We start from the raw sequence: 21301 nt of genomic DNA, 5'->3' as shown, positions 1-21301 counted from the left end.
GTCAGGCGCAGGCCAGGCACAGGTCAGGTGCGTGTCCAGACCTGTGCGTCAGGCGTAGATGTCCACGCGCCCATCGTCTGGCCCGAGGCGCTGGTCGGGGGCAGAGCTTGCCGTGGTGGCCGGCTCCATCGACTCACCCTTGCCCTGGCCGGAGGCTGCAAGCGATGGTTGACCGCGAGAGTCCGAGGGTTGCTGGCCGCCAAACTGCGCGCCCTGGTCGCTCACCGAGGCGTCACCGAGCTGGATGCCCTGTTCGGCCAGGGCTTCGCGAAGCTGGGGAATGGCCTGCTCAAGGGCCTGGCGCACCTGGGCGTGGGCCGAGAAGAACTGGGCCTGGGCACCGTGCTCGCCCAGCTTGAGGGTCACCCCCAGCGAGCCGAGTTCGGCGGGGTGCAGGCGTAACTCGACCTGCTGTTCGCCCGCACCGCCCTGGCTGGTCAGTCTTGCCAGGGTCTGGCCGAGCTGCTGCGGCCAGGCGGCCTGGTTGAATGACAGTGAGGCATTGGTACCCGGGGGCATGGCGGCGACCAGGGAGGAGCCAAAGGGCGACGCGCCCCGTGCCTGTGAGGCGGTGGGCGAGAGCACGGCATCCAGCGAGGCGTCGGCCTCGCCCCGGGCAGCGCCAGAAAGGATCTCGCCGGGACGCAGTTCCGCAGCGCCTGACCCCGTGCCCTGGGCCATCCAGCCGGCGGTGCCTGGAACCAGGGCGCCGGGCACGAGGCCCGCGGGGGCAGCGGGTGCCTGACCTTGTAAATAGCCTTGTAAATGGCCTTGTAAATTGCCCGGCGCATTGCTGCCGGTTGCCATGGCCGCCTGCTGCGCCGCCGAGGGGGCGCGATCCACCGGATGCTCGGCCCTGGGGAGTCGATGCAGCGCCGGGGGCGCGTCTTGTGCCAGGCGAGCCTGGGCGGGCGCGTCTTCCGTGACGCCGGTGGCGGGGCCCTGAAACGCAATCGCTTGATTATCAAGATGAACCTGAGCCTGCGCCTGCGCCGACGGCCCTGATAGCGGGGACGTCGAGAGCGGCGGCTTGGCCTGGGCTGCGACGTCCAGCGGCAATGCCTGCTGACTTGCGGCGCCGCCTTGTGTCAGCAGTGCATGCGCCCCGCCGGGCAGCTGCCCGGCAAGCGCTGCGCCTGTAGTGTCCCGCGGTGCGCCGTTCAAGCCTGGTGCGCCGAGTCCTGCTGACGCCAGCTGGCCTGCGTCAGCAGCGGGCTGCCCGTGGGGGCCCGGGGCCGATGAGGCGACGGCCAGCAGTGCCAGTGTCCAGTCCTGGGGCTCGCCATGGTCCTGTTCTCCGAGCGCGGTGTCGCTGGCCTGGCCATTGGCGGGGCGCCCAGTATTGTCGAGGGGGGCCGCCTGGCCGCCGAGTGCGGCCAGGCGCTGGGCGAAGTCGCCAGCGATTGGTGCGGCGGCGCCCTTGCTGCCACTGGCCTGGGAAGAAACGGGGCCTGCCAGGCCCAACAGGGTGAGGTCCATGGTGAGCTCCTTTGAGGTCAGTAGCCGCTGGGCATGGCGCTGCCGCGCTGCAGGCGGCTGTTGATCAGGTCGTCGCTGGAGCGCTGTTCCTGGCGGGCCTGCAGGCGCAGGCCTTCCTGGGCGCGGCGTTCGGCCAGGGTGTCGTAGGCGCTGAGACGCTGCTGTTCGTGCTGCCATTCGCGCTGGCTGTCGCTGACCTTCTGGCGCTGTTGCTGGAGCGCCCGTCGTGCGGTGGCCAGGGCGTCGTCCAGTGACAGCAGGAAGCGCTGGGTATTGTGCAGGGTGGCCGGATCGATGCCTCGGCGCATGTCTTGATGCAGACGCTCGGCGTATTCCTGTCGGTAGTGTTCCAGCGACGACAGCTGATCGGCGACCTGACGCTCGTCTCGGCGGGCGCTGGCAAGGTGCTGCATCGCCTGGTCTCGGGCGTCTCGGGCCAGTTCGGTCAAGGTGTCCAGAGGGGTGCTCATGGGGTTCCTCCCAGGGTGGACGAGAGCGCCTGACGCGAGGCCTCGAGGGTGGCGCATTCGTCGATTCGCTGTTGCAGAAAGGCTTCCAGATCCGGATAGCGGCGCACGGCTTCGTCCAGGCGAGGGTCGTGACCGGGCTGGTAGGCGCCCACGCTGATCAGGTCACGGTTGCGCTGGTAGCGCGAGAACATGGCCTTGAAGCCCTGGGCCTGGCGGCGCTGGCCGTCGTCGACGATGGCGTTCATGGCCCGGCTGATCGAGGCTTCGATGTCGATGGCGGGGTAGTGGCCGGATTCCGCCAGGCTGCGCGACAGCACCACGTGGCCATCGAGGATGGCGCGGGCGGAGTCGGCGATGGGGTCCTGCTGGTCGTCGCCTTCGGTCAGCACGGTATAGAAGGCGGTAATCGATCCCCCACCGGGCTCGGCGTTGCCGGCGCGCTCCACCAGCCCCGGCAGTTTGGCGAACACTGAGGGCGGATAGCCCTTGGTCGCCGGAGGTTCGCCGATGGCCAGGGCGATCTCGCGCTGAGCCATGGCGTAGCGGGTCAGCGAGTCCATGATCAGCAGCACGTTCTTGCCGTCGTCGCGAAAGCCTTCCGCCAGGCGGGTGGCGTAGGCGGCGCCCTTGAGTCGTTGCAGTGGCGAGGTGTCGGCGGGGGCCGCCACTACCACGGCACGGCGCCGGCCCTCGGGTCCGAGGATGTTGTCGATGAAGTCCTGGACCTCGCGGCCACGTTCGCCGATCAGTCCGACCACGATGACGTCGGCTCGGGTGTAGCGCGCCATCATGCCGAGCAGCACCGACTTGCCGACGCCGGAGCCGGCGAACAGGCCCATGCGCTGGCCGCGGCCGACGCTGAGCAGGGCGTTGATGGCGCGGATGCCGACGTCGATCTGTTCCTCGATGGGAGCACGAGACAGGGGGTTGAGCGGCGGTGTGGCCAATGGCGCCCGGGGGGCGTCATCCAGCTCACCGAGACCATCCAGCGGTGCCCCGGTGCCGTCAACGACCCTGCCCAGCAGGCTCTCGCCCAGCGGAAAGCGCCGCGAGGCGTTGACGCTGCCGTCGCCCAGGGGCAGCACCCGGGCACCGGGCATCAGACCACTGATCTCGCCAAGCGGCATCAGAAACAGGCGATCGCCGGCGAAGCCGACGACCTCGGCCTCGGCGTAGTCGTGCGCTGAGCCGGCAGCGGTATGATCTGCCGTGCCGGGGAGCTCGATGCGACAGCTGTCACCCAGCGCCACCTGCAGGCCGACGGCTTCGATGACCATGCCGGTGGCGCGCACAACACGGCCCGTGGCCCTGGTCATGGGCAGGGGCTCGACGCGATGGGCGACGGCCTTGAGTGCTTGCTGCCAGCGCTGCTGGTGGGCCTGGGGGCCGTTCATGGCGCATCGTCCTCGTGGGCGAGGCCATGATCCTCTGGTTCGGGGGTGTGGCGCGGGGCCCTTCTGCGCACCTGGCGATTCACCGCCTGCCAGCGACGCTCCCAGGTGGCGTCGATATCGCCCTGTTCGCCGCTGACCCGGCAGCCGCCACGGTGCAGACGCTCGTCGGCGCGCAGGGTCCAGCCGGCGGCCTCGAGCTGCTCGCCCAGGTGGCGCTCCACCAGGCGCAGGTCGAGCGGGTGCAGCCACAGGCGCTGGCGACCCACCAGCGGCGGGTCGGTGTGCAAAAGCCGTTGGACCAGCTCCACCACCTGGCGTGGCCGGGCCTTGAGGGCGTCATCCGCGAGCTGCCGGCCGGTGGCCAGGGCCAGGTCGGTCAGATCCTCGGCCACCGCATCGTCCAGCTCGGACAGCGCCGTGCGGAACTCGTCGACGAGTCGGCCAAGCGGTGCCAGGGCCTCTTCACAGCGTCTGTTCAGGGCGTCGGCGATCTCCCGCTCGGCGCGGGCGCGGCCCTCGGCCAGGCCCTGCTCGAGGCCCTGGGCCAGTCCTTTCTGGTAGCCCTCGTCGTAGCCCTTCTGGTGGCCCTGGGCATGGCCCTCGCGGTGGCCCGTCTCGCGGGCCCGGCGGCGCTCGTCGTCGAGTTCCTGGCGAGTGGGCGGGCGCGGGGCCGATGCGGCCTCGGTGGTGCCGTCGTCGCCTTCCTCGGGCAGCTCGCCCATGTTCCAGCGGCGCCATTGGCTCATGCCGAGACCCTCCTCGCCGGCGTGCCAGATTCACTGAATCGAGGTGTCCTAGACATAGGCTTCGTCGCCTCCTCCGAGCACGATTTCGCCGTTGTCGGCCAGGCGACGCACCACCTGCAGGATGGCCTTCTGCTCGGCCTCCACCTGGGAGATGCGAATGGGCCCCCTGGCGTCCATGTCTTCCTGCAGCAGGTCGGCGGCGCGCTGGGACATGTTGACCATGAACTTGGCCTTGAGCGTTTCCGGGGCGCCCTTGAGCGCGATGACCAGGCTGTTGGTCTCGATCTCCTTGAGCAACAGCTGGATGCTGCGGTCGTCCAGGTCGCCGATGTTCTCGAACAGGAACATCTCGTCGATGATCTTTTGGGCCAGGTCCTCGCTGTGGGCGCGCACGGTGTCGATGGCGGCCTCTTCCTGGGTGGAGTTCATCAGGTTGAGGATCTCCGCCGCGGTACGTACACCGCCCATCTTGCTGCGTTTGAGGTTCTGGCCGTCGAGCATGCTGGTGAGCACTTCGGTGAGTTCCTGCAGTGCCGCCGGCTGGACGCCGCTGAAGGTGGCGATGCGCAGCACCACGTCGTTGCGCTGCTTGTCGTCGAACAGCTCGAGTACGTCGGCGGCCTGGTGGCGCTCGAGGTGCACAAGCACGGTGGCGATGATCTGCGGATGCTCGTCACGGATCAGCTCCGCCACCATGGACGGCTCCATCAGGTTGAGGGCGTCGATGCCGCTGCTGGTGCCGGCGGTTTCGAGGACGTCCTCGATCAGGCTGGAGGCCCGTTCGGTGCCGAGCGCCTTGGTCAGCACCGAGCGGATGTGCTCGCTGGAGTTCATGTTGAGGCCGATGAATTCCTCGGTCTCGGTGTGGAAGTCTTGCAGCACGCGCCGCATCTCTTCGTGGGAGATCTGCCCGAGCTGGGTCATCTCCCTCGATAGCTGCTGGATTTCCTTGGCGTTGAGAAACTTGAACACTTCCGCCGCGCTGTCCTCGTCCAGGGCCAGCAGCAGTACGGCGCTGCGGCGGATGCCGCTCGAGGCTTCGATGTTAGTCATTGGCGTTCATCCAGCTGCGTACGATCATGGCGACCATGCGGGGATCTTCCTGGGCCAGCTCGCGCAGGTCGTTGAGGTTCTGTTCGTAGGCGCTGGCCTTGCGCCGGCGGCGGTTGTCGCGGCCGTAGGTGGCGTCCTCACCGTCGGTCGTCTCGCTGTCAGCCTCGGACGCCTCTTCGTCGTCGCTCTCGTCGTCGCCGACCCGCGCCGAGAAGGCGCTGGGCATGGGGGCCGGGGCCACCGGAGCCTCGGTATAACGACGGATCAGCGGACGCAGCACGAGCAGATAGAGCAGAGCGACGGCCAGGATGATCAGCAGATAGCGACCGAGTTCCTTGGCCAGTTGATGGACCATCGGGTCCTGCCACCAGGTGGGGGCTGCGACCTCGGGTGCCTGGGCGAAAGCACTGTTGACCACCGACAGGGCGTCGCCGCGGCTTTCCGAGAAGCCCATGGCCTGACGCACCAGTGCCTCGATCTCGGCGAGTTGTTCCGCTGACAGGGGGGTGAGGGTGGCTTCGCCTTGCTCATCGACGCCGTCCTGGTAGTTCACCACCACCGCGGCGGACAGGCGTTCGATGCCTCCCTTCTGGTACTGCACATGCGATACCTGTCGATCCAGCTCGTAGTTGGTGACGTCATCGCGCCTCAGGCGTTGCGGTGACGCCTCTTCCTGTTCGGTGGTATCGGCGGCGGCCTCGTCGTTCTCCTGCTGCGCGGCATCACCGTTGTCGATGGGTGACGCGGCGGTACCTGGCGCGGTGTTGCTCAGGGCGCCGGGAATGCCGCTGGCCAGGTCACCCTGGCCATTGATGTCCAGGCTGGTCTGGCGGCTGCGGACCGCCGCCTGTGCGGGCGGCTGGTTCGGGGTGTAGCGCTCCTGGGTTTCTTCACGCTGGGAGAAGTCGATCTGGGCGGTGACCTGGGCACGCACGTTGGCATGGCCGACCAGCGGCGCCAGGATGTCCTCGATGCGACGCTGGTAGGAACGCTCGATTTCGGCGACGTAATCGAGTTGCGAGCCGTCCAGCCCCAGCCCACCAGCGTCGGCAGATGACAGCAGGCGCCCGTTCTGGTCGATCACGGTGACGTCTTCACCGGCCAGGTCGGGCACGCTGGAAGAGACCAGGTGGACCATGGCGGCCACCTGACCCTCGCCGACACGTCGGCCAGGCTCGAGTGTCAGCACCACCGAGGCCTTGGCCGGCTGACGCTCGCGTACGAACACCGAGTCCTTGGCCAGGGCCAGATGGACACGGGCGTTGGCCACCGGACCCAACGAGGCGATGGATCTGGCCAGCTCGCCTTCCAGGCCGCGCTGGTAGTTGATCTGCTCGGCGAACTGACTGATACCGAAGGCCTGATCCTGCATCAGTTCGAGGCCGACGTTGCCGCCGTGGGGCAGGCCCTGTTCGGCAAGCTGCAGGCGTAGGGTGTGCAACTGGTCGTCCGGCACCATCAAGGCGTGGCCGCCGGCGGAAAAGCGATAAGGCACCCCGCGGCTATCGAGTTCGGTGATGATGGCGCCGCCGTCGGCTTCGCTGAGATTGCTGAACAGGACTCGGTACTGTGGGCGCGAGGCCCACATCACCAGGGCGATGATCAGAGCAATCGCGGCGGCGCCCCCGATCATCAAGGGAATCAGGGGTTTGCCGCGTAAGCGGGACGTCAGCCCGGACAGGGGGCCGGAGCTTGAGGCGGAGGCCGCTGAGCTCATGGACGACTCCCGTCGGGGGACGGCAAATGGGGGCTGTTCATTGGCATGACCGGTGGTCCGTGGGTCGGGTGGCCGCGGGCGGTGCCCGGTTCTGTGTTGATGCCCATTATCCCGGGGCTGTGGCCAGCCAATGATCGAAATAGCCCATGTTTTGACGGCCATTTGCTTCGATGACGGTGCGCTCGCTCTTGTTAGGCTTGCTGTCGTGGAGGCGCTGCGCCTCCGTCACCGGCCAACGAGACACAGGACCCGTCATGTCGACTCCCGCGATGCAATCGGCCCTTGCCCAGATGACCACCATGGCCCGCGAGGCCAGCCAGGTGTCGTCTCCGACACTGGGGGGCAACACCGAGGCGGCCCAGGCCGACGCCGGCTTCGCCGACGCCTTGAAGTCGTCGATCCAGCGCATCAACGAGCTCAAGGCCACCGCCGATTCGCAGGCCAAGGCCTTCCAGGCCGGGGTGCCGGGGGTCGAGCTCAACGACGTCATGGTCGACATGCAGAAGGCCAGCGTGGCCTTTCAGATGGGCCAGCAGGTGCGCAATCGCCTGGTATCGGCCTACAGGGATGTGATGAACATGCAGGTGTAGGTGCCTCGCTCGTGACCCCTTCGGCGATCCCCCCATCGTCTGTCGACATCTTTATGTAACGTTTTGCTGATATTCCTTCGGCACCCGCTCGCCCGAGAAGCGGGGCAACCAGGGATATTCGCTCCATGACGTCTTTTCGATCGCTCTCCATACGTGCCAGCGGGCTGCTGGCATTGTCACTCTTCCTGATATTGATGGTCGGGCTGGGTGGACTGGGCCTTTATGCCAACCAGCAGGGACGAGAGGCTTTCGATGTAATGCGCGACGAGCACGTCGGTCAGTTCCGTCTGCTCAATCTTGCCCAGACCAGGGTCTTTCGTTCACGCGTCGAGATGGATCGGGCGGCCAGGCTGACGCGGGTGCCGTCCTTCGATCGACCGGGTCCGGTGATCGCTTCTGCCGAGACGCTGCTGAGCGAGGCCAGGGAGGCCTTCGAGGCCTTCATGGCGATCGATGTCGGCGAGGCTCAGGCAGACAACAAGGCGACGCTCGAGCGCCACTTCCGCTCGCTGGTATCCACCGGCCTGGAACTGCAGTTGATGTTGCTCAAGGAGGGAGATCTTGGCGCCTATGATTCGGGCCAGGCTCGACTGACCAGCATGAGCCAGGCCTTTGTCGATAGCGTGGAGGCCTTTTCCACCCTGGCGCTGGAGCAGGAAGAGGGACTGGCTGCCGGCTTCAGGCACCTGGCAGACAGCATGAACCTGGCCCTGGCGGCGGCGCTCACGCTGGCTCTGGTGCTGGCCATGGCAATGGCTCTGACGGTTCGACGCTACCTGCTGGTCCCGTTGAAGCAGCTGCTGGAACACTTCGAGGCGATGGCCCAGGGCCGACTCGAGCGTCGCCTGCCCGATATGGGCAGCAGCGAAGTGGGCCAGCTGTATCGGGGCGTGGAGTCACTGCGACGGGCGTTGGTGAAGAACATTCGCGGGATTCGCGAGACCAGCGATGACCTGCGTCACAATGCCGAACGCATGCTCGATGATGATCGCGAACTGGCCACCCGCACCCAGCGCCAGGCGTCGGCCCTGGAGCAGACGGTCGCCAGCCTCGAGCAATTGACGGCGACGGTGGCCCAGACGGTGCAGCATCTGGGGGACGCCAACCGCCTGGCGGGCGATGTGGGCAAGCGTGCCAGCAAGGGCAGCGAGGGCGTCGCAGCGGTGGCGGCGGCCATGGACGAGATCCAGCGCCATGCCGACCAGGTGCAGGCGATGGTCAAGCTGATCGACGATATTGCCTTTCAGACCAACCTGCTGGCCCTCAATGCCTCGGTGGAGGCTGCCCGTGCCGGCGAGCACGGCAGAGGCTTCGCGGTGGTGGCGGCGGAGGTGCGCGGCCTGGCGGCGCGCAGCGCCGAAGCAGCCGGCGAGATTCGCAGCCTGACCGGTGCTTCCAGCAAGAGCGTGGCCGATGGCGCGAGGCAGTCCCGCGCAGCCGATCTGTCGATCCAGGGGATAGCGGCGGCAGTCGGGCAGTTGGGGGGCCGAATCGCAGAACTGGAACAGGCCGCGGGAGAGCAGCATCAGGGCCTCGATCAGATTCATCGGGCGATGGCCGAGATCGATGCTGTTACCCAGCGCAACGCCCAGATGGTCGAGCGCTCACGGGAGGAAGCCGAACGTCTGACTGGCACCGCCCTGGCGCTGGGGCAATCCAGCGCGCACATGCAGCTGTCCGACGAAGACGACGACACCTGCATCGGCGAGATGACGCTAAAAACGCGGCGCTCGTGGTGGCGGGGGGTGCAGGCCTGGCGCGAGCGTCGGCAGGCCAGACGATTCGCGCAGGGTGTCAGTGCCTGACGGGGCGCGGCCCATTTCCCTATCGTCGATGAGTCGCTAGGGAGCCATTCGGGAGCCATTCGGAAGGCGAAAGGGGGTAATCGTCAAACTTGGGCTAAAGAGGCATTCTCGATGGCCGATAGTCGCTTGTGTCGACCTTGCAGCCGCAAGGCGTAACCCTTGACAGAGAGCGACATGATTCATTCCTTGAGATTTCGGCTCCTGCTGACCACCGTGGCCGTCATAGTGTTGGCCCTGGCCATCAATGGAGCGGTCAACCTCAGCATTCTGCATCACCATCAAGAGCGCCAGGATGCGCAGCAGCTGGCCTCGGTCGCCGAAGGCAATCGGGTGGCCATCGACGAGTGGGTGTCGAGCCACGCACGCCAGATCGAAGCACTGGCGCCGGCAGTGTCCGATGCCGATCCCCTGGCGGCGCTGCTGCAGTTGCAGGCCGGTGGCGGCTTTCTCACCACCTATCTGGCCGAGGCCGCGAGCGGAGATGTGATCTTCTCCGACGGCTGGGACGCCCCCGCAGAGTATGATCCGCGTCAGCGCCCCTGGTATCAGCAGGCCGTCGAGGCTGAAGCGACCGTGGTGACCCCTCCCTACAAGGATGCCAACACGGGGGGGCTGGTGGTGACCTTCGCCACGCCCTTCTTTAATGAGGGCAGGCTCGAGGCGGTGGCGGGTGGCGATATCACCATCGAGGGTGTGATCGATGTGGTGGCCGACATCGCGCCGACGCCGAGCAGTTTTGCCTTCCTCGTCGATGGGGAGGGAGCCCTGGTGGCACATCCTGATGCCACGCTGAGCCTGGCGCCGGCGACCGAGCTGTCTGCGCGCCTGACGACAGATTTCCTGACGCAGCTGGGTGACCAGGCACGCCCTGTCTCCGTAGACATCGGCGGACGGCAGCGCGAGCTTCTCGCCACGCCCATCAGCGGTACCGACTGGCGACTGGTGATTGCCCTGGACAGCCGGGAGGCCGGTGCCAGCCTTCAGCAGGTGACACAGGCAGCGCTCTGGACCCTGGTGATCGTCGGCCTGGTGGCACTGTTGCTGCTGAGCGTGCTGCTGACCCTCGCGCTCAAGCGACTGTCGATTGCGCGGGATGCCATGGCCGACGTCGCCAGCGGCAACGGAGACCTGACCCGCCGCCTGCCGGAGGACGGCAAGGATGAGGTGGCCCAGATCGCGAGTGCGTTCAATCGCTTCGTGTCGCGCATGGAGGCGGTGATGATCACCATCCGGGACAGCAGCGAGTCGGTGCGGGTTGCCGCCGGCGAGATCGCACTGGGAGGGCAGGATCTGTCGCGACGCAGCGAAACGACCGCATCGAGCCTGCAGCAGACCTCGGCATCGATCGAGGAGATCAACAGCACCGTGGCGCACACGGCGGCGGCCTCGCGCGATGCCAGGCGGCAGTCGGGGGAGGCCACCGACGTCGCCGAGCGAGGCGGTGAGGTGGTGGACCAGGTGGTGGACACCATGGAGTCGATCACCGAGTCCTCTGTGCAGATCGGCGCCATCGTCAAGGTGATGGATGGTATCGCCTTCCAGACCAACCTGCTGGCGCTCAATGCTTCGGTGGAGGCGGCCCGGGCCGGGGAGCATGGCCGTGGCTTCGCCGTGGTGGCCAGTGAGGTGCGCCAACTGGCCACCCGGTCCGCCGAGGCTTCCCGTGAAATTCGTGGCTTGATCGAGACCTCCGGCGAGCGCGTGGCCAGCGGTACCGAGCTGGTGCGCCGGGCGGGCGAGACCATGGGCGAGATCGTTCAACAGGTCGGGCGCGTCACCTTGAGCCTGGACGAGATCAGCGTGGCGGCGGAAGAGCAGAGCGAAGGTATCGCACAGGTCAATATCGCGGTGGCGGAGCTGGACCGCATGTCACAGCAGAACGCGAGTCTGGTCGAAGAGTCCTCTGCTGCCACCGAACACCTGCTGGAACAGGCCGATCGACTGGGGCGGATGGTGGCAGGATTTACCCTGAGCGAGGCTGCCAGCTCTGCTTCAGCGCAGGCCAATCACCCCGAGCGGGTTGCCGCGCCAACCCCCGCCTGATGCCCTGTCAGTGAGTCGGGGGCCGGGTCTTTCCGGCCCCCGCTTCAAGCCTCCACTTCAACCCTCCACTTCAACCCTCCACTTCAACCTTCCAGCTCCAGCCCAGGTTCTGCCCCCTGGCGGCGCAGAGCCTGAGCTGTTCCCCGCCCTGCTTGTCACCCCAGGCCAGCACGCCTCTCCATCTTGGGGCTTCTCGACGTGGGATGCCGGGGCGCGCGGTGTGCCGTGGTGCTCCCTCTCCCATGACCGGCCCTCCGCTATCTATCTCTCTAGCTCTACCTCTAGCTTTCTCTGTCCCTCTGTCCCTCTGTCCCTCTGTCCCTCTGTCCCTCTGTCCCTCTGTCCCTCTGTCCCTCTGTCCCTCTGTCCCTTTGGCCCTCTATCCCTCCTGGCCCTCTATCCCTCCTTGCCCCTCCCGACTCTTTTACTCCTCAGCGCCCTGCAGGGCCCGGCCCCTTTGATGCCCCCCTCGGCCTCGGCACAACGTCGCTAGGCATGGTGGGCCTGGGGGCCAGGAGGACATTCTGGAGAAGGATAAAGGTGCAGTAAGCGCGCGCCTGGAATGGCCCAGGACCCAAGATTCGGCACAGTTTGTCGTGCTGTTCTGTTGCGATTCCTTGATGGCCGCCGCGACCAGGGCAACCGTACTGGGCCCGGGCGACGGAGCTATGCGCTAGAAGCCTCCGGTTATCGGAGGCAGGCACTTCCGGCCATGAAGAAATGCTCTTAGTCAAGATGGTGGGTTTTTATTGAAAAACAATAACGGAGAAGTTTTTTTTGATAAATACCAGTTCAGTAAGTTGTCTACTTCTAACCTAATCCTTCCAATACTTTCTTTAGTAACTGTACCTAAGTATTAGGCGAGAAGCTTGTTCGTGTGCTGTGCTAGCACTTATGCAAATAAAATACTTTTGGCTACTGATGATCATTTGATAAGCAATTGATTTTTAACTGATTTATCTTTTTTCCTTAGCGTTGATTTATTTTGGGATTTTAGATGTTTTTTTGTATTGCAGCATAGTTAAAGGGAGGCGGATTACTCTCTATGCAGTAACCGTTTATTGCCCGCCAATAACCTCGCTCGTGTCTGGATGGAGAAGTACAAAAACATTAGTATCGATGATTGTGATCAAGTGTTAATGAACCGTTATCAATGTTACTCGTCTGTTTGCTACCACGGACGAGGGCAAAATTTATTGAAGCAGGGCAGGGGAAGGCGTCCGTGACATCCCGGGGCGGTAGCGTGCTTTATCGCCACCAAATCCAGCGACTCTCTTCTGCACCAACTCGCGGATCACATGCCGCGCCCACTCTCTGATGCCTGAAGCCCCGGTGCTTCCGCAGGCGATTCGGGCCCAGAGCTGCGGCTTACGTCACGCGGGTCGAGTCGGCCGAGCTCCACGCATTCCGCCGGCGAGTGTTTCCCTTTCCGAGGACTTCGATCCGTCATGGAACTACTACCCGATCGCCAGACACACCTCCGACAGCTGGAGGCCGAATCGATCCATATCATCAGAGAAGTCGCCGCCGAGTTTCGTTCTCCGGTCATGATGTACTCGATCGGCAAAGATTCATCGGTGATGCTGCATCTGGCGCGCAAGGCTTTTTTCCCCGGCACACCCCCTTTCCCCTTGATGCACGTGAACACTACCTGGAAGTTCCGCGAGATGATCGCCTTCCGCGATCTCATGGCGAAGCAGTCCGGCATGGAGCTGATCGAGCATATCAACCAGGAGGGGGTCGCGGCCGACATCAATCCCTTTGATCACGGTAGCGCCAAGTATACCGACGTGATGAAGACCGCTGCTCTCAAGCAGGCACTTGACCACTATGGGTTCGACGCAGCCTTTGGTGGCGCTCGGCGAGATGAGGAGGCGAGCCGTGCCAAGGAGCGCATCTTCTCCTTCCGTGACAGACATCATCGGTGGGAACCCAAGAGTCAGCGTCCCGAGTTGTGGAGCCTGTACAACGCCAAGGTGAACAAGGGAGAGTCGATCCGCGTCTTTCCGCTCTCCAACTGGACGGAACTGGATATCTGGCAATACATCTATCTCGAGGATATTCCTATTGTGCCGTTGTACTACGCAGCACCGCGGCCCGTAGTGGAACGGGATGGCATGACGATCATGGTCGACGACGACCGACTGCCGCTGCGGCAGGGTGAAACCCCTCAGGAGCGCTGGGTCAGGTTCCGTACCCTCGGCTGTTATCCCTTGACCGGAGCGGTTGAATCTCGAGCCGCGACCCTCCCCGAAATCATTCAGGAAATGCTGCTGACGCGGACCAGCGAACGCAGCGGTCGGGCCATCGACCATGATCAGGCTGGGTCGATGGAAAAGAAGAAGCGCGAGGGATATTTCTAGATTAGCCGGAATAGTCTCCTCCAGCCGCCTTCCTCCACGCTCCGCTCTTCCAATCTCCAGATTGCACTCCGGTCCAGCCCTAGTCTCCTTGGCATTCTTGTCCGGGAGCTGAGGCTCGCTCCTCTACCAGGAATTCGTCATGTCCCATCAATCCGAGCTGATCGCCAGCGACATCGAACGCTACCTAAAGGAACACGAGAACAAGGACCTGCTGCGCTTCATTACCTGCGGCAGCGTCGATGACGGCAAGTCCACTCTGATTGGGCGCCTGCTGCATGATTCCAAGATGATCTACGAGGATCAGCTGGCCGCCATCACCCAGGCATCTCGCACCAGCGGCACCACCGGTGATGAGGTGGATCTCGCGCTACTGGTGGATGGATTGCAATCAGAGCGCGAGCAGGGAATCACCATTGATGTGGCGTATCGGTTTTTCTCCACCGAGAGACGCAAGTTCATCATCGCCGACACGCCGGGGCATGAGCAGTACACCCGCAACATGGCGACCGGCGCTTCGACGGCCAGTCTTGCGATCATCCTGATCGATGCTCGCCACGGTGTGCAGACCCAGACACGTCGCCATAGCTTCATCTGCGACCTGCTGGGCATAGAGCACCTTGTGGTAGCGGTCAACAAGATGGATCTCGTGGCGTATGACGAAGATCGTTATCTGCAGATCGTCGACGAGTATCGGCATGTCATGGATCGACTCGAGGCCCGGGATATACATTTTGTCCCGTTGTCTGCGCTGAAAGGCGACAACGTGGTCGAGCCCAGCAGCGAGATGCCCTGGTATGACGGCCCCAGCCTGCTCACGCTACTGGAAGAGGTCGAGATCAGGCACGACCAGAATCTGCGAGATGTGCGCTTGCCGGTTCAGTTCGTCAACCGCCCCAATCTGGATTTCCGGGGGTACGCAGGCACCCTCAGTTCCGGCGTCTTGACTCCCGGGCAGGCGGTCAAGGTGTTGCCGAGCGGTACGACCAGCCAGGTGAAGCGCATCGTTACCATGGATGGTGATCTCGATGCTGCCTTTCCCGGTCAAGCGGTGACCATCACCTTGTGCGACGAGATCGATGCCTCGCGCGGGGACTGGATCGTCGGGGTCGATGATCAGGTACCGCTTCGATCGGAGTTCGAGGCCGATATTGTGTGGATGCACGAGTCACCGCTGGAACCCGGGAAGCTGTATGACATCAAGTTGGCCACTCGAGACCTTGCAGGAAAAGTCGTCGCCATCGACTACCTGGTGGACGTCAACACCCTGGAGCAACGGCATGGGGAGCAGCTGGATCTCAACGCTATCGCGCGTTGCCGTATCGAGCTCACCACCGCGATACCGGTCGACGATTATCGTACCCATCCCGGTACAGGCTGCTTCATTCTGGTCGATCGGTTGACCAACCTCACCGTCGGTGCCGGGATGATCCACAGTCCTTCGGATGCGGAGCTGCCCTACGAATTCCGCAAGCACGACAGCAAGGCCAGCGTGGTATGGAACCGCACCACGGTAACCCAGACCATGCGTGAGCGGATCAATGGCCACCGTGGCTGCTGCGTCTGGTTTACGGGGTTATCGGGTTCAGGCAAGTCGACCCTCGCCAATGCTCTGGAGGTGGAGCTCAATCGGCGCGGGTATCACACCATGCTGCTGGATGGCGACAATGTCCGGCACGGGCTGTGCAAGGATCTTGGTATGGGGGAGCAGGACAGGGCGGAAAATATCCGGAGAGTCGGTGAGGTTGCGCGGCTGTTTGCAGAGGCAGGAGTAATCGTTATTACCGCATTTATTTCGCCGTTTCGAGCAGATAGAGAGGCGGCAAGGGCGCTGTTTTCTAGCGATGATTTTATCGAGGTGTTTGTCGATACACCCTTGGACGTCTGTGAAGAGAGAGATCCAAAGGGCCTGTATCAGAAGGCAAGGGAAGGTAAGATTCTTGATTTTACTGGCATCAATAGTCCTTATGAGTCGCCTGTAAACCCAGAGGTTGCTGTCGATACGGAGATGATGAGCGAGCAAGATATTATTGCGAAATTGCTGAAACATCTGTAACCGTTATTCGTCGTTTTCAATATGACGAAGTTGGGAATTTCGCTATGATTATGTTTCGCTTTTGCACGTTTTCAGCGTCGATTGGCGTCGACCGCCGGGCGCCTGAAAGGGCCTCGGGGGTTCCGAGGGCAAACACCTTTCGCCGGGGGGCTGTGGTCATGCTCCTCCTTGCCACGGTGCAGATCACTGGCTGTGTTCAGAGTCCGCTTACCCAGCCGGACAGCGCCCAGGGGATCATGAGCGAGCCTTCCGGGGTCCCTGCCTCCAGTGACTTGACGCGCTTTCTTGCCCAAAACCCCGCTGGCAGCGCCACCACACTATCGAGTAGTCCCTGGGGAGCGAATGTAGACGTGGTGGCTGACGCTCCCTACTTCTCCGCCAGCAGGCGCATATGTCGACACTTGACCGTGACTCGCCGTAGCAACGGGGATCGACTTGCGGCAGTCGCCTGCAAGTCGGGAGAAGGAGCCTGGTTTACCAATCGCCTGGTAACGGCGCTTTACAACGGAGCGGAGACCTGGTGATGACGATCATGGATGAACGGCTCGGCAGGGCGGTGCGGCGTCTGGCAAGAAGGCTGTCGTTGCCGATGTTGTTGCCGATGTTGTTGCTGATGGCAAGCTGGTCGATGGCGAACTCGGTCGCTGCGCAGAGTCTTTCCCTGCCGGACGATATCTTGCCTCAGGCCCGGGAGCAGACGGATGAGGGGGCGATCAATGACTCGCCTCGCGCCAACTGGAGCAACGATCGCTATGGTCCGCCCTCGATACCGTCACCGATCGATGTGGAACTGCTCCCTCCCTTTGGCGCCAACCTCTTTTCCGGTGGGTTTCGAGGCACCATGGCGGATGGGCTCAATCGTGACTATCGCATCAAACCCGGCGATCAGGTCACCCTGAGAGCATGGGGGGCGGTGGAGTTCGATCGAGTGGTGCCCGTGGATGCCCAAGGCAACATCTTTCTCCCGTCGATCGGCCCCCTTGCCGTGCAGGGAATGAGCCATGGCCAGTTGGACGCTCGGGTTCGAGAAGCGATCCAGAGCATCTATCCAGAGAACGTGCAGGTGTACACGAACCTGCAAGGCGTTCAGCCTGTCGGCATCTATGTCACCGGCTATGTCCACAGCCCTGGTCGTTACGCGGGCACTCCTTCGGATTCGGTTCTGTACTTTCTCGATCAGGCCGGGGGTATCGACAACGCTCTTGGCAGCTATCGCAGCATCAGCCTGATGCGTCAGGGGCAACGCCTGGCCAGCTTCGATCTCTACGACTTTTTGCTGGATGGCAGTATCGCTCGGCCTCAGTTGCGTGACGGCGATACCATCGTGGTGGGAGAACGAGGCCCCTCCATTGCGGTGACCGGCGATGTAGAACGCCCTTATCGATATGAACTGCTGTCAGGCCAGTTGAGTGGCAGCGATCTGGTGAGCCTGGCCCGTCTGAAGAGTGGCGTGTCTCACGTCTTGTTGCGCGGAGAGCGGGCAACAGGCCCGGTTGCCACCTACCTGACGCTGGACGAATTCCGCTCGCGCCAGGTCCAGCCTGGCGATGAGGTGATCTTCAACGCAGATCATCAGCAAGGCACCATCGTGGTTGCCCTGGAGGGGAGCTTTCTGGGCCCGTCGAGGTTTGCCCTGCCCCGCGATGCTCGGCTTGGAGAGTTACTGGACGCCGTCGCCATCCTGTCCGATATGTCGGCCAGCCACAATGTGTCGATTCGCCGGGAAAGCGTAGCGCGGCAACAGAAAGAGGCGCTCGAGGATAGTCTCCGCCGTCTGGAGACGACCTATCTGGGAACATCGTCATCCACCGATGAGGAGGCCAGAATCAGGATCCGCGAGGCCGAGTTGATTCAGATGTTTGTGGCACGAGCGCGACAGCTCGAACCCAGCGGTCGCCTGGTAGTCGCCAGTGATCAAGGGATAGCCGACATTCGGTTGCAGGACGGGGACGTCATCACGTTGCCGGAAGCCATGGATTCGGTGCTCATCAGCGGAGAGGTAGTCGTGCCTCAGGCGGTGGTTTACCAGCCGGGTACTGGCCTCGACCACTATCTTGAAGCCGCAGGGGGGCTTACCCAGCGTGGCGATGAGGACAACATCCTGGTGGTTCGCCAGAACGGCGCGGTGCGCAGCGCCGAGGATGTCGACCTGCGTGCCGGAGACGAGATCCTGGTGATGCCGGCGGTGCCCACCAAGAATCTTCAGTTGGCAACCAGCCTGACCCAGATCCTTTATCAGATTGCCGTGGCCACCAAGGTGGCAGTCGATCTCTAGAGGGGGCCAGCATGTCGACGACAGACAACTCCGTGCAACGCCATCCCTGGACGGTGACGCGTAGCGTCTGGTACGCCATGTTCCTGCGTGAAGCTATTGCACGCACCATGTCGGACCGCCTGGGGTGGTTCTGGATGGTGGCGGAACCTGTGTTCTTCACTCTCATCATGGTGGCCATTCGCAGCTTCATCCGTGGAGACGCCCTTATCGTCGGGGCTCCTTTTATCCCATGGATGGTGGTCGGACTGATGGGCTTTTTCCTGGTCCGTGAAGGGATGATGAGAGGACTGGGGGCCGTCAGGGCCAATCAGGCTCTGTTTGCCTATCGTCAGGTCAGGCCCGTGGACCCGGTATTGGTGCGCAACGCCCTGGAGGGGCTTCTGCGATCACTGGTATTCCTCCTGTTCATCTTTGGCGGCATGTTGCTCAAGGTCGAGGCGCTGGCTCCCGACGACGCCTTGATGGCTCTGGCATGGTGGTTCGCGCTCTGGCTGCTGGGCTTGGCGCTTGGGCTGATCGTTTCCGTGCTCGCCACCCTCATCGCCGAAGTGGCGATCGTGCTACGGATGATGATCATGCCCCTGTTGATCCTTTCTGGCGTCATCTTCCCGATCCACCACATGCCCCACTGGATGCGCGAATACCTGTTGCTCAATCCTGTCGTGCATGGTCTGGAGCGACTACGTGGCGGATTTTTCGAAGGGTATTGGCAAGTCCCTGGCACCAGCGCCGCCTATTACTGGATGGTGACGCTGGCACTGCTGTCACTGGGATTGATGCTGCACCTTCGCTTTCGACATCGGTTGATGGCGCAATGATCCAGATAGAACACCTGTACAAGCGCTATCACCATCACAAGGTCCTGGACTGGGTACTGAAGGATATCAACCTGACCATCCCCCGCGGCGTAAGCGTTGGAGTGCTGGGGAGAAATGGTGCGGGAAAATCGACACTGCTGCGATTGATTGCCGGCATGGATACGCCAGAAAGGGGGACGATCCGGCGCGATGCACGGGTCTCCTGGCCGATGGGGTTGGCCGGAGGATTTCAGGGGGCCTTGAGTGGCCGTCAGAACGTCAAGTTTGTAGCCCGTGTTCATGGTGGTGGTCGTGACGTCGGAGCCATTATCGACAAGGTGCAGGAATTTGCAGAGCTCGGGCCGGCCTTCGACGACCCGATTCGTACTTACTCTTCCGGGATGCGTGCGCGACTCAATTTTGGTCTGTCGCTGGCGTTTGATTTTGATGTCTATCTGTCTGACGAGGCGACCTCGGTGGGCGACCGGGTATTCAAGGCCAAGGCGACCCGTGCGTTCAAGGACAGAGTCAACCGCGCAAGCCTGGTCATGGTCTCCCACAGCGAAGGTATTCTGCGCGAACTATGCCAGGCAGGCATCTACCTGAAGCACGGTGAGGCGTACTGGTTTGACGATATCAAGGACGCTATTCGTGCCTACCATCAGGACAGTGACAGCAAGTCTTCTTCCAGGGATGGACGCGGGCCGTCGAGCGTGCGACCAGACGCCAGGCCGGCCCCGGCAGAGCCGACGGCGGGGATCGACACCATGTCGTTGGAGAAACTCAAGGCATTGCTCGACAAGCGAAACAAACAACTGGCGCGTATTCAGCGACGGCTCGATGCATTGGAGCTCGGACGGGAAGATGCCGACGAGCTGGTAGACCCGAGGGTTCGCCAGGACCTCGCCGCTCGCCTTTACCTGGCGAAGGAGCGCTTGCATGAGGTTCGCCGCGCGATACAGACGAAAAAGCGAGCCACACCCCCAATCAGCGATGACGATTCGGGGGAGGGTTCGGTAGGGGATTCAGAGAAGAAGTCGGGGAAGAAAGCACGGTAGACGCCAGCAAATGGCAAGGTGCTGCCCCCTGAGGGCAAGACCCCGCCGGTGGTGCTCGCATCAAGAGGCGTCCGGATGCCCCGAGACGTCGCTCCAGCAAGGAAGCCAAGACGATGTTGCAATGGATTTTTCGGCAGCCCCATTGGGCATTGGCCTGCCTGTCGATAATGGGCATGTCCTTCTACTGGCTGGTCTGGGCCGAGGATCGGTACGTATCCGAAGCCGTCGTTGTGCTGGAGAGCCCCCAGATCGCCGCCCCTACCTTTGACTTCTCCAGCTTGCTGTCCGGCGCCAGCGTCGACAGTGATATGTTGCTTCTACGGGAGTATCTGCTTTCTGTGGATATGCTCAAGAAGGCTGATGAACGGCTCGACCTGAGGTCTCATTACAGTGAGAACGGTGATTTTCCTGCTCGACTGTGGGACGCCGAGGCTCCCATCGAAGACCTTCACGAATATTACCTGAAGCGCGTACAGGTGACGCTGGATGACTACGCCGGGGTCCTGAAGCTGGAGGTCCAGGGCTTCTCTCCCGAGTTTGCTCAGCAATTGACGTCGCTTTTACTGGCGGAAGGTGAAGCTCACATGAATGCGATGGGGCAGCGCCTGGCTCAGGATCAGGTGCGGTTCCTCGAGCTTCAGGTAGAGCGCCTGTCCGATCGGTTGGATCAGACACGCACGGATCTCCTGGACTATCAGAATGAGCATGGTCTGGTGTCTCCGACCTCGACCGTAGACAGCCTCAACCAGGTGGTGGCGAGTCTGGAAGGTGAGTTGGCGAGACTGGAAGCTCGGCGTAGTGCCTTGGCCAGCTTTTCCAGTCAGCGTTCATCGGACATGGTGAGAGTCGAGAGCGAAATCGCAGCGTTGCGCCGTCAGATTGATCAGGAGCGTGAGCGATTGGCAAAGGCCACAGGGGACTCCCTGAACCGACTGTCTTCCGAGTATCAGCGGCTTGAGTTGCGGGCTCGCTTCGCCCAGGAGACCTATGCCAGCGCTCTCGGGGCGTTGGAGGGTACGCGCATCGAGGCGGCTCGCAAGCTTAAACAGATCAGCATCTTGCAGAGCCCTCTACTGCCTGAGTATACCACGCGTCCAGAGCGTCTCTACAACTTGACCATCTTTGTGATCGTTACTCTGTTCCTTGCCTTCATTGCCAGCATGTTGTGGCTGATCATCAAGGACCACCGAGACTAGGGCTTGTCTGAAAAGTGCCTGCGCTCGGTAATACGGCGTTAAAAATCGGATCAAAATGCTCATTTACACCCCGTAAACTGCGCTTTCTCACCGATTTTTGCCTTGTCTAACCTTCGCTCGTCGACTTTTCGGACAGCGCCTAGAGCTTGTCTGAAAAGTGCTTGCGCTCGTCGACTTTTCGGACAACGCCTGACGATCTACCTGACAAGAAGAGCGACAGCGGTCGACGAGACTTCAGCAGCAATGAAGTTCTTCACGCTGG

At 62.8% G+C, this 21301-nt stretch carries 16 protein-coding genes; 10 read left to right on the top strand and 6 right to left on the bottom strand.

Annotated features, from left to right (window positions below; all coding sequences use genetic code 11):
- Nucleotides 1–48 precede the first annotated feature (48 nt).
- The 6 genes from NKF27_RS19725 to fliF are packed head-to-tail and all read right to left on the bottom strand — an operon-like array spanning nt 49 to nt 6859.
- Nucleotides 49–1479, bottom strand: a complete 1431-nt coding sequence (locus NKF27_RS19725) for a flagellar hook-length control protein FliK (protein ID WP_253554503.1) — start codon at nt 1477–1479, stop codon at nt 49–51.
- Between the two features lie 17 nt (nt 1480–1496).
- Nucleotides 1497–1949: a flagellar export protein FliJ gene (gene fliJ / locus NKF27_RS19720; protein WP_253554502.1), complete on the bottom strand. Its 453-nt coding sequence runs from the start codon at nt 1947–1949 to the stop codon at nt 1497–1499.
- Complete coding sequence (gene fliI, locus NKF27_RS19715) at nt 1946–3343, bottom strand: flagellar protein export ATPase FliI (RefSeq protein WP_301271168.1); 1398 nt, start codon at nt 3341–3343, stop codon at nt 1946–1948. The genes fliJ and fliI overlap by 4 nt, the downstream gene beginning before the upstream one ends.
- Nucleotides 3340–4089, bottom strand: a complete 750-nt coding sequence (gene fliH / locus NKF27_RS19710) for a flagellar assembly protein FliH (RefSeq protein ID WP_253554501.1) — start codon at nt 4087–4089, stop codon at nt 3340–3342. The genes fliI and fliH overlap by 4 nt, the downstream gene beginning before the upstream one ends.
- 48 nt (nt 4090–4137) lie before the next feature.
- Nucleotides 4138–5142: a flagellar motor switch protein FliG gene (fliG, locus tag NKF27_RS19705; RefSeq protein WP_253554500.1), complete on the bottom strand. Its 1005-nt coding sequence runs from the start codon at nt 5140–5142 to the stop codon at nt 4138–4140.
- Nucleotides 5135–6859: a flagellar basal-body MS-ring/collar protein FliF gene (fliF, locus tag NKF27_RS19700; protein WP_253554499.1), complete on the bottom strand. Its 1725-nt coding sequence runs from the start codon at nt 6857–6859 to the stop codon at nt 5135–5137. The genes fliG and fliF overlap by 8 nt, the downstream gene beginning before the upstream one ends.
- Nucleotides 6860–7113: 254 nt before the next feature.
- Between fliF and fliE the strand changes: the two genes are divergently transcribed.
- The 10 genes from fliE to NKF27_RS19655 all read left to right on the top strand — a co-directional run bounded on the left by fliE (nt 7114) and on the right by NKF27_RS19655 (nt 21039).
- Nucleotides 7114–7449: a flagellar hook-basal body complex protein FliE gene (gene fliE, locus NKF27_RS19695; protein WP_045992432.1), complete on the top strand. Its 336-nt coding sequence runs from the start codon at nt 7114–7116 to the stop codon at nt 7447–7449.
- A 125-nt stretch (nt 7450–7574) separates the two neighbouring features.
- Nucleotides 7575–9254: a methyl-accepting chemotaxis protein gene (locus NKF27_RS19690; protein WP_253554497.1), complete on the top strand. Its 1680-nt coding sequence runs from the start codon at nt 7575–7577 to the stop codon at nt 9252–9254.
- A gap of 174 nt (nt 9255–9428) precedes the next feature.
- Nucleotides 9429–11297 carry a methyl-accepting chemotaxis protein gene (locus tag NKF27_RS19685; RefSeq protein ID WP_253554495.1) on the top strand — a complete coding sequence of 623 codons (1869 nt, stop codon included), beginning with the start codon at nt 9429–9431 and terminating at the stop codon, nt 11295–11297.
- Nucleotides 11298–12745: 1448 nt separating this feature from the next.
- Entirely contained in the window at nt 12746–13660 is a 915-nt protein-coding gene (gene cysD, locus NKF27_RS19680) for a sulfate adenylyltransferase subunit CysD (RefSeq protein ID WP_253554492.1), read from the top strand.
- 139 nt (nt 13661–13799) lie between these two features.
- Entirely contained in the window at nt 13800–15713 is a 1914-nt protein-coding gene (gene cysN, locus NKF27_RS19675) for a sulfate adenylyltransferase subunit CysN (protein WP_253554489.1), read from the top strand.
- Nucleotides 15714–15757: 44 nt separating this feature from the next.
- Nucleotides 15758–16237 carry a DVU3141 family protein gene (locus NKF27_RS21270; RefSeq protein ID WP_367399246.1) on the top strand — a complete coding sequence of 160 codons (480 nt, stop codon included), beginning with the start codon at nt 15758–15760 and terminating at the stop codon, nt 16235–16237.
- Nucleotides 16237–17988, top strand: coding sequence for a polysaccharide biosynthesis/export family protein (locus NKF27_RS19670; protein ID WP_253554486.1), 1752 nt, complete (start codon nt 16237–16239; stop codon nt 17986–17988). Before NKF27_RS21270 ends, NKF27_RS19670 begins: the two co-directional genes overlap by 1 nt.
- A gap of 77 nt (nt 17989–18065) precedes the next feature.
- Nucleotides 18066–18806 carry an ABC transporter permease gene (locus NKF27_RS19665; RefSeq protein WP_253554484.1) on the top strand — a complete coding sequence of 247 codons (741 nt, stop codon included), beginning with the start codon at nt 18066–18068 and terminating at the stop codon, nt 18804–18806.
- Complete coding sequence (locus NKF27_RS19660) at nt 18803–19843, top strand: ABC transporter ATP-binding protein (RefSeq protein ID WP_253554482.1); 1041 nt, start codon at nt 18803–18805, stop codon at nt 19841–19843. Before NKF27_RS19665 ends, NKF27_RS19660 begins: the two co-directional genes overlap by 4 nt.
- Nucleotides 19844–19956: 113 nt before the next feature.
- Nucleotides 19957–21039: a chain-length determining protein gene (locus NKF27_RS19655; protein ID WP_253554480.1), complete on the top strand. Its 1083-nt coding sequence runs from the start codon at nt 19957–19959 to the stop codon at nt 21037–21039.
- Nucleotides 21040–21301: the final 262 nt, after the last annotated feature.

Source organism: Halomonas sp. DN3 (assembly GCF_024137905.1).
GTDB classification, from domain to species: domain Bacteria; phylum Pseudomonadota; class Gammaproteobacteria; order Pseudomonadales; family Halomonadaceae; genus Halomonas; species Halomonas litopenaei.
Note: the sequence above shows the minus strand (reverse complement) of the source record. Positions and strands in the feature narration are given on the sequence as shown.

Bases quoted from the DNA above. Each gene is read 5' to 3' on its own strand.
- cysN (WP_253554489.1), top strand. From the start codon at position 13,800: ATGTCCCATCAATCCGAGCTGATCGCCAGCGACATCGAACGCTACCTA.
- fliJ (WP_253554502.1), bottom strand. From the start codon at position 1,949: ATGAGCACCCCTCTGGACACCTTGACCGAACTGGCCCGAGACGCCCGA.
- NKF27_RS19655 (WP_253554480.1), top strand. From the start codon at position 19,957: ATGTTGCAATGGATTTTTCGGCAGCCCCATTGGGCATTGGCCTGCCTG.
- NKF27_RS19660 (WP_253554482.1), top strand. From the start codon at position 18,803: ATGATCCAGATAGAACACCTGTACAAGCGCTATCACCATCACAAGGTC.
- NKF27_RS19665 (WP_253554484.1), top strand. From the start codon at position 18,066: ATGTTCCTGCGTGAAGCTATTGCACGCACCATGTCGGACCGCCTGGGG.
- fliG (WP_253554500.1), bottom strand. From the start codon at position 5,142: ATGACTAACATCGAAGCCTCGAGCGGCATCCGCCGCAGCGCCGTACTG.
- NKF27_RS19725 (WP_253554503.1), bottom strand. From the start codon at position 1,479: ATGGACCTCACCCTGTTGGGCCTGGCAGGCCCCGTTTCTTCCCAGGCC.
- fliH (WP_253554501.1), bottom strand. From the start codon at position 4,089: ATGAGCCAATGGCGCCGCTGGAACATGGGCGAGCTGCCCGAGGAAGGC.
- fliI (WP_301271168.1), bottom strand. From the start codon at position 3,343: ATGAACGGCCCCCAGGCCCACCAGCAGCGCTGGCAGCAAGCACTCAAG.
- NKF27_RS19685 (WP_253554495.1), top strand. From the start codon at position 9,429: ATGATTCATTCCTTGAGATTTCGGCTCCTGCTGACCACCGTGGCCGTC.
- NKF27_RS19670 (WP_253554486.1), top strand. From the start codon at position 16,237: ATGACGATCATGGATGAACGGCTCGGCAGGGCGGTGCGGCGTCTGGCA.
- NKF27_RS21270 (WP_367399246.1), top strand. From the start codon at position 15,758: ATGATTATGTTTCGCTTTTGCACGTTTTCAGCGTCGATTGGCGTCGAC.
- fliE (WP_045992432.1), top strand. From the start codon at position 7,114: ATGTCGACTCCCGCGATGCAATCGGCCCTTGCCCAGATGACCACCATG.
- NKF27_RS19690 (WP_253554497.1), top strand. From the start codon at position 7,575: ATGACGTCTTTTCGATCGCTCTCCATACGTGCCAGCGGGCTGCTGGCA.
- fliF (WP_253554499.1), bottom strand. From the start codon at position 6,859: ATGAGCTCAGCGGCCTCCGCCTCAAGCTCCGGCCCCCTGTCCGGGCTG.
- cysD (WP_253554492.1), top strand. From the start codon at position 12,746: ATGGAACTACTACCCGATCGCCAGACACACCTCCGACAGCTGGAGGCC.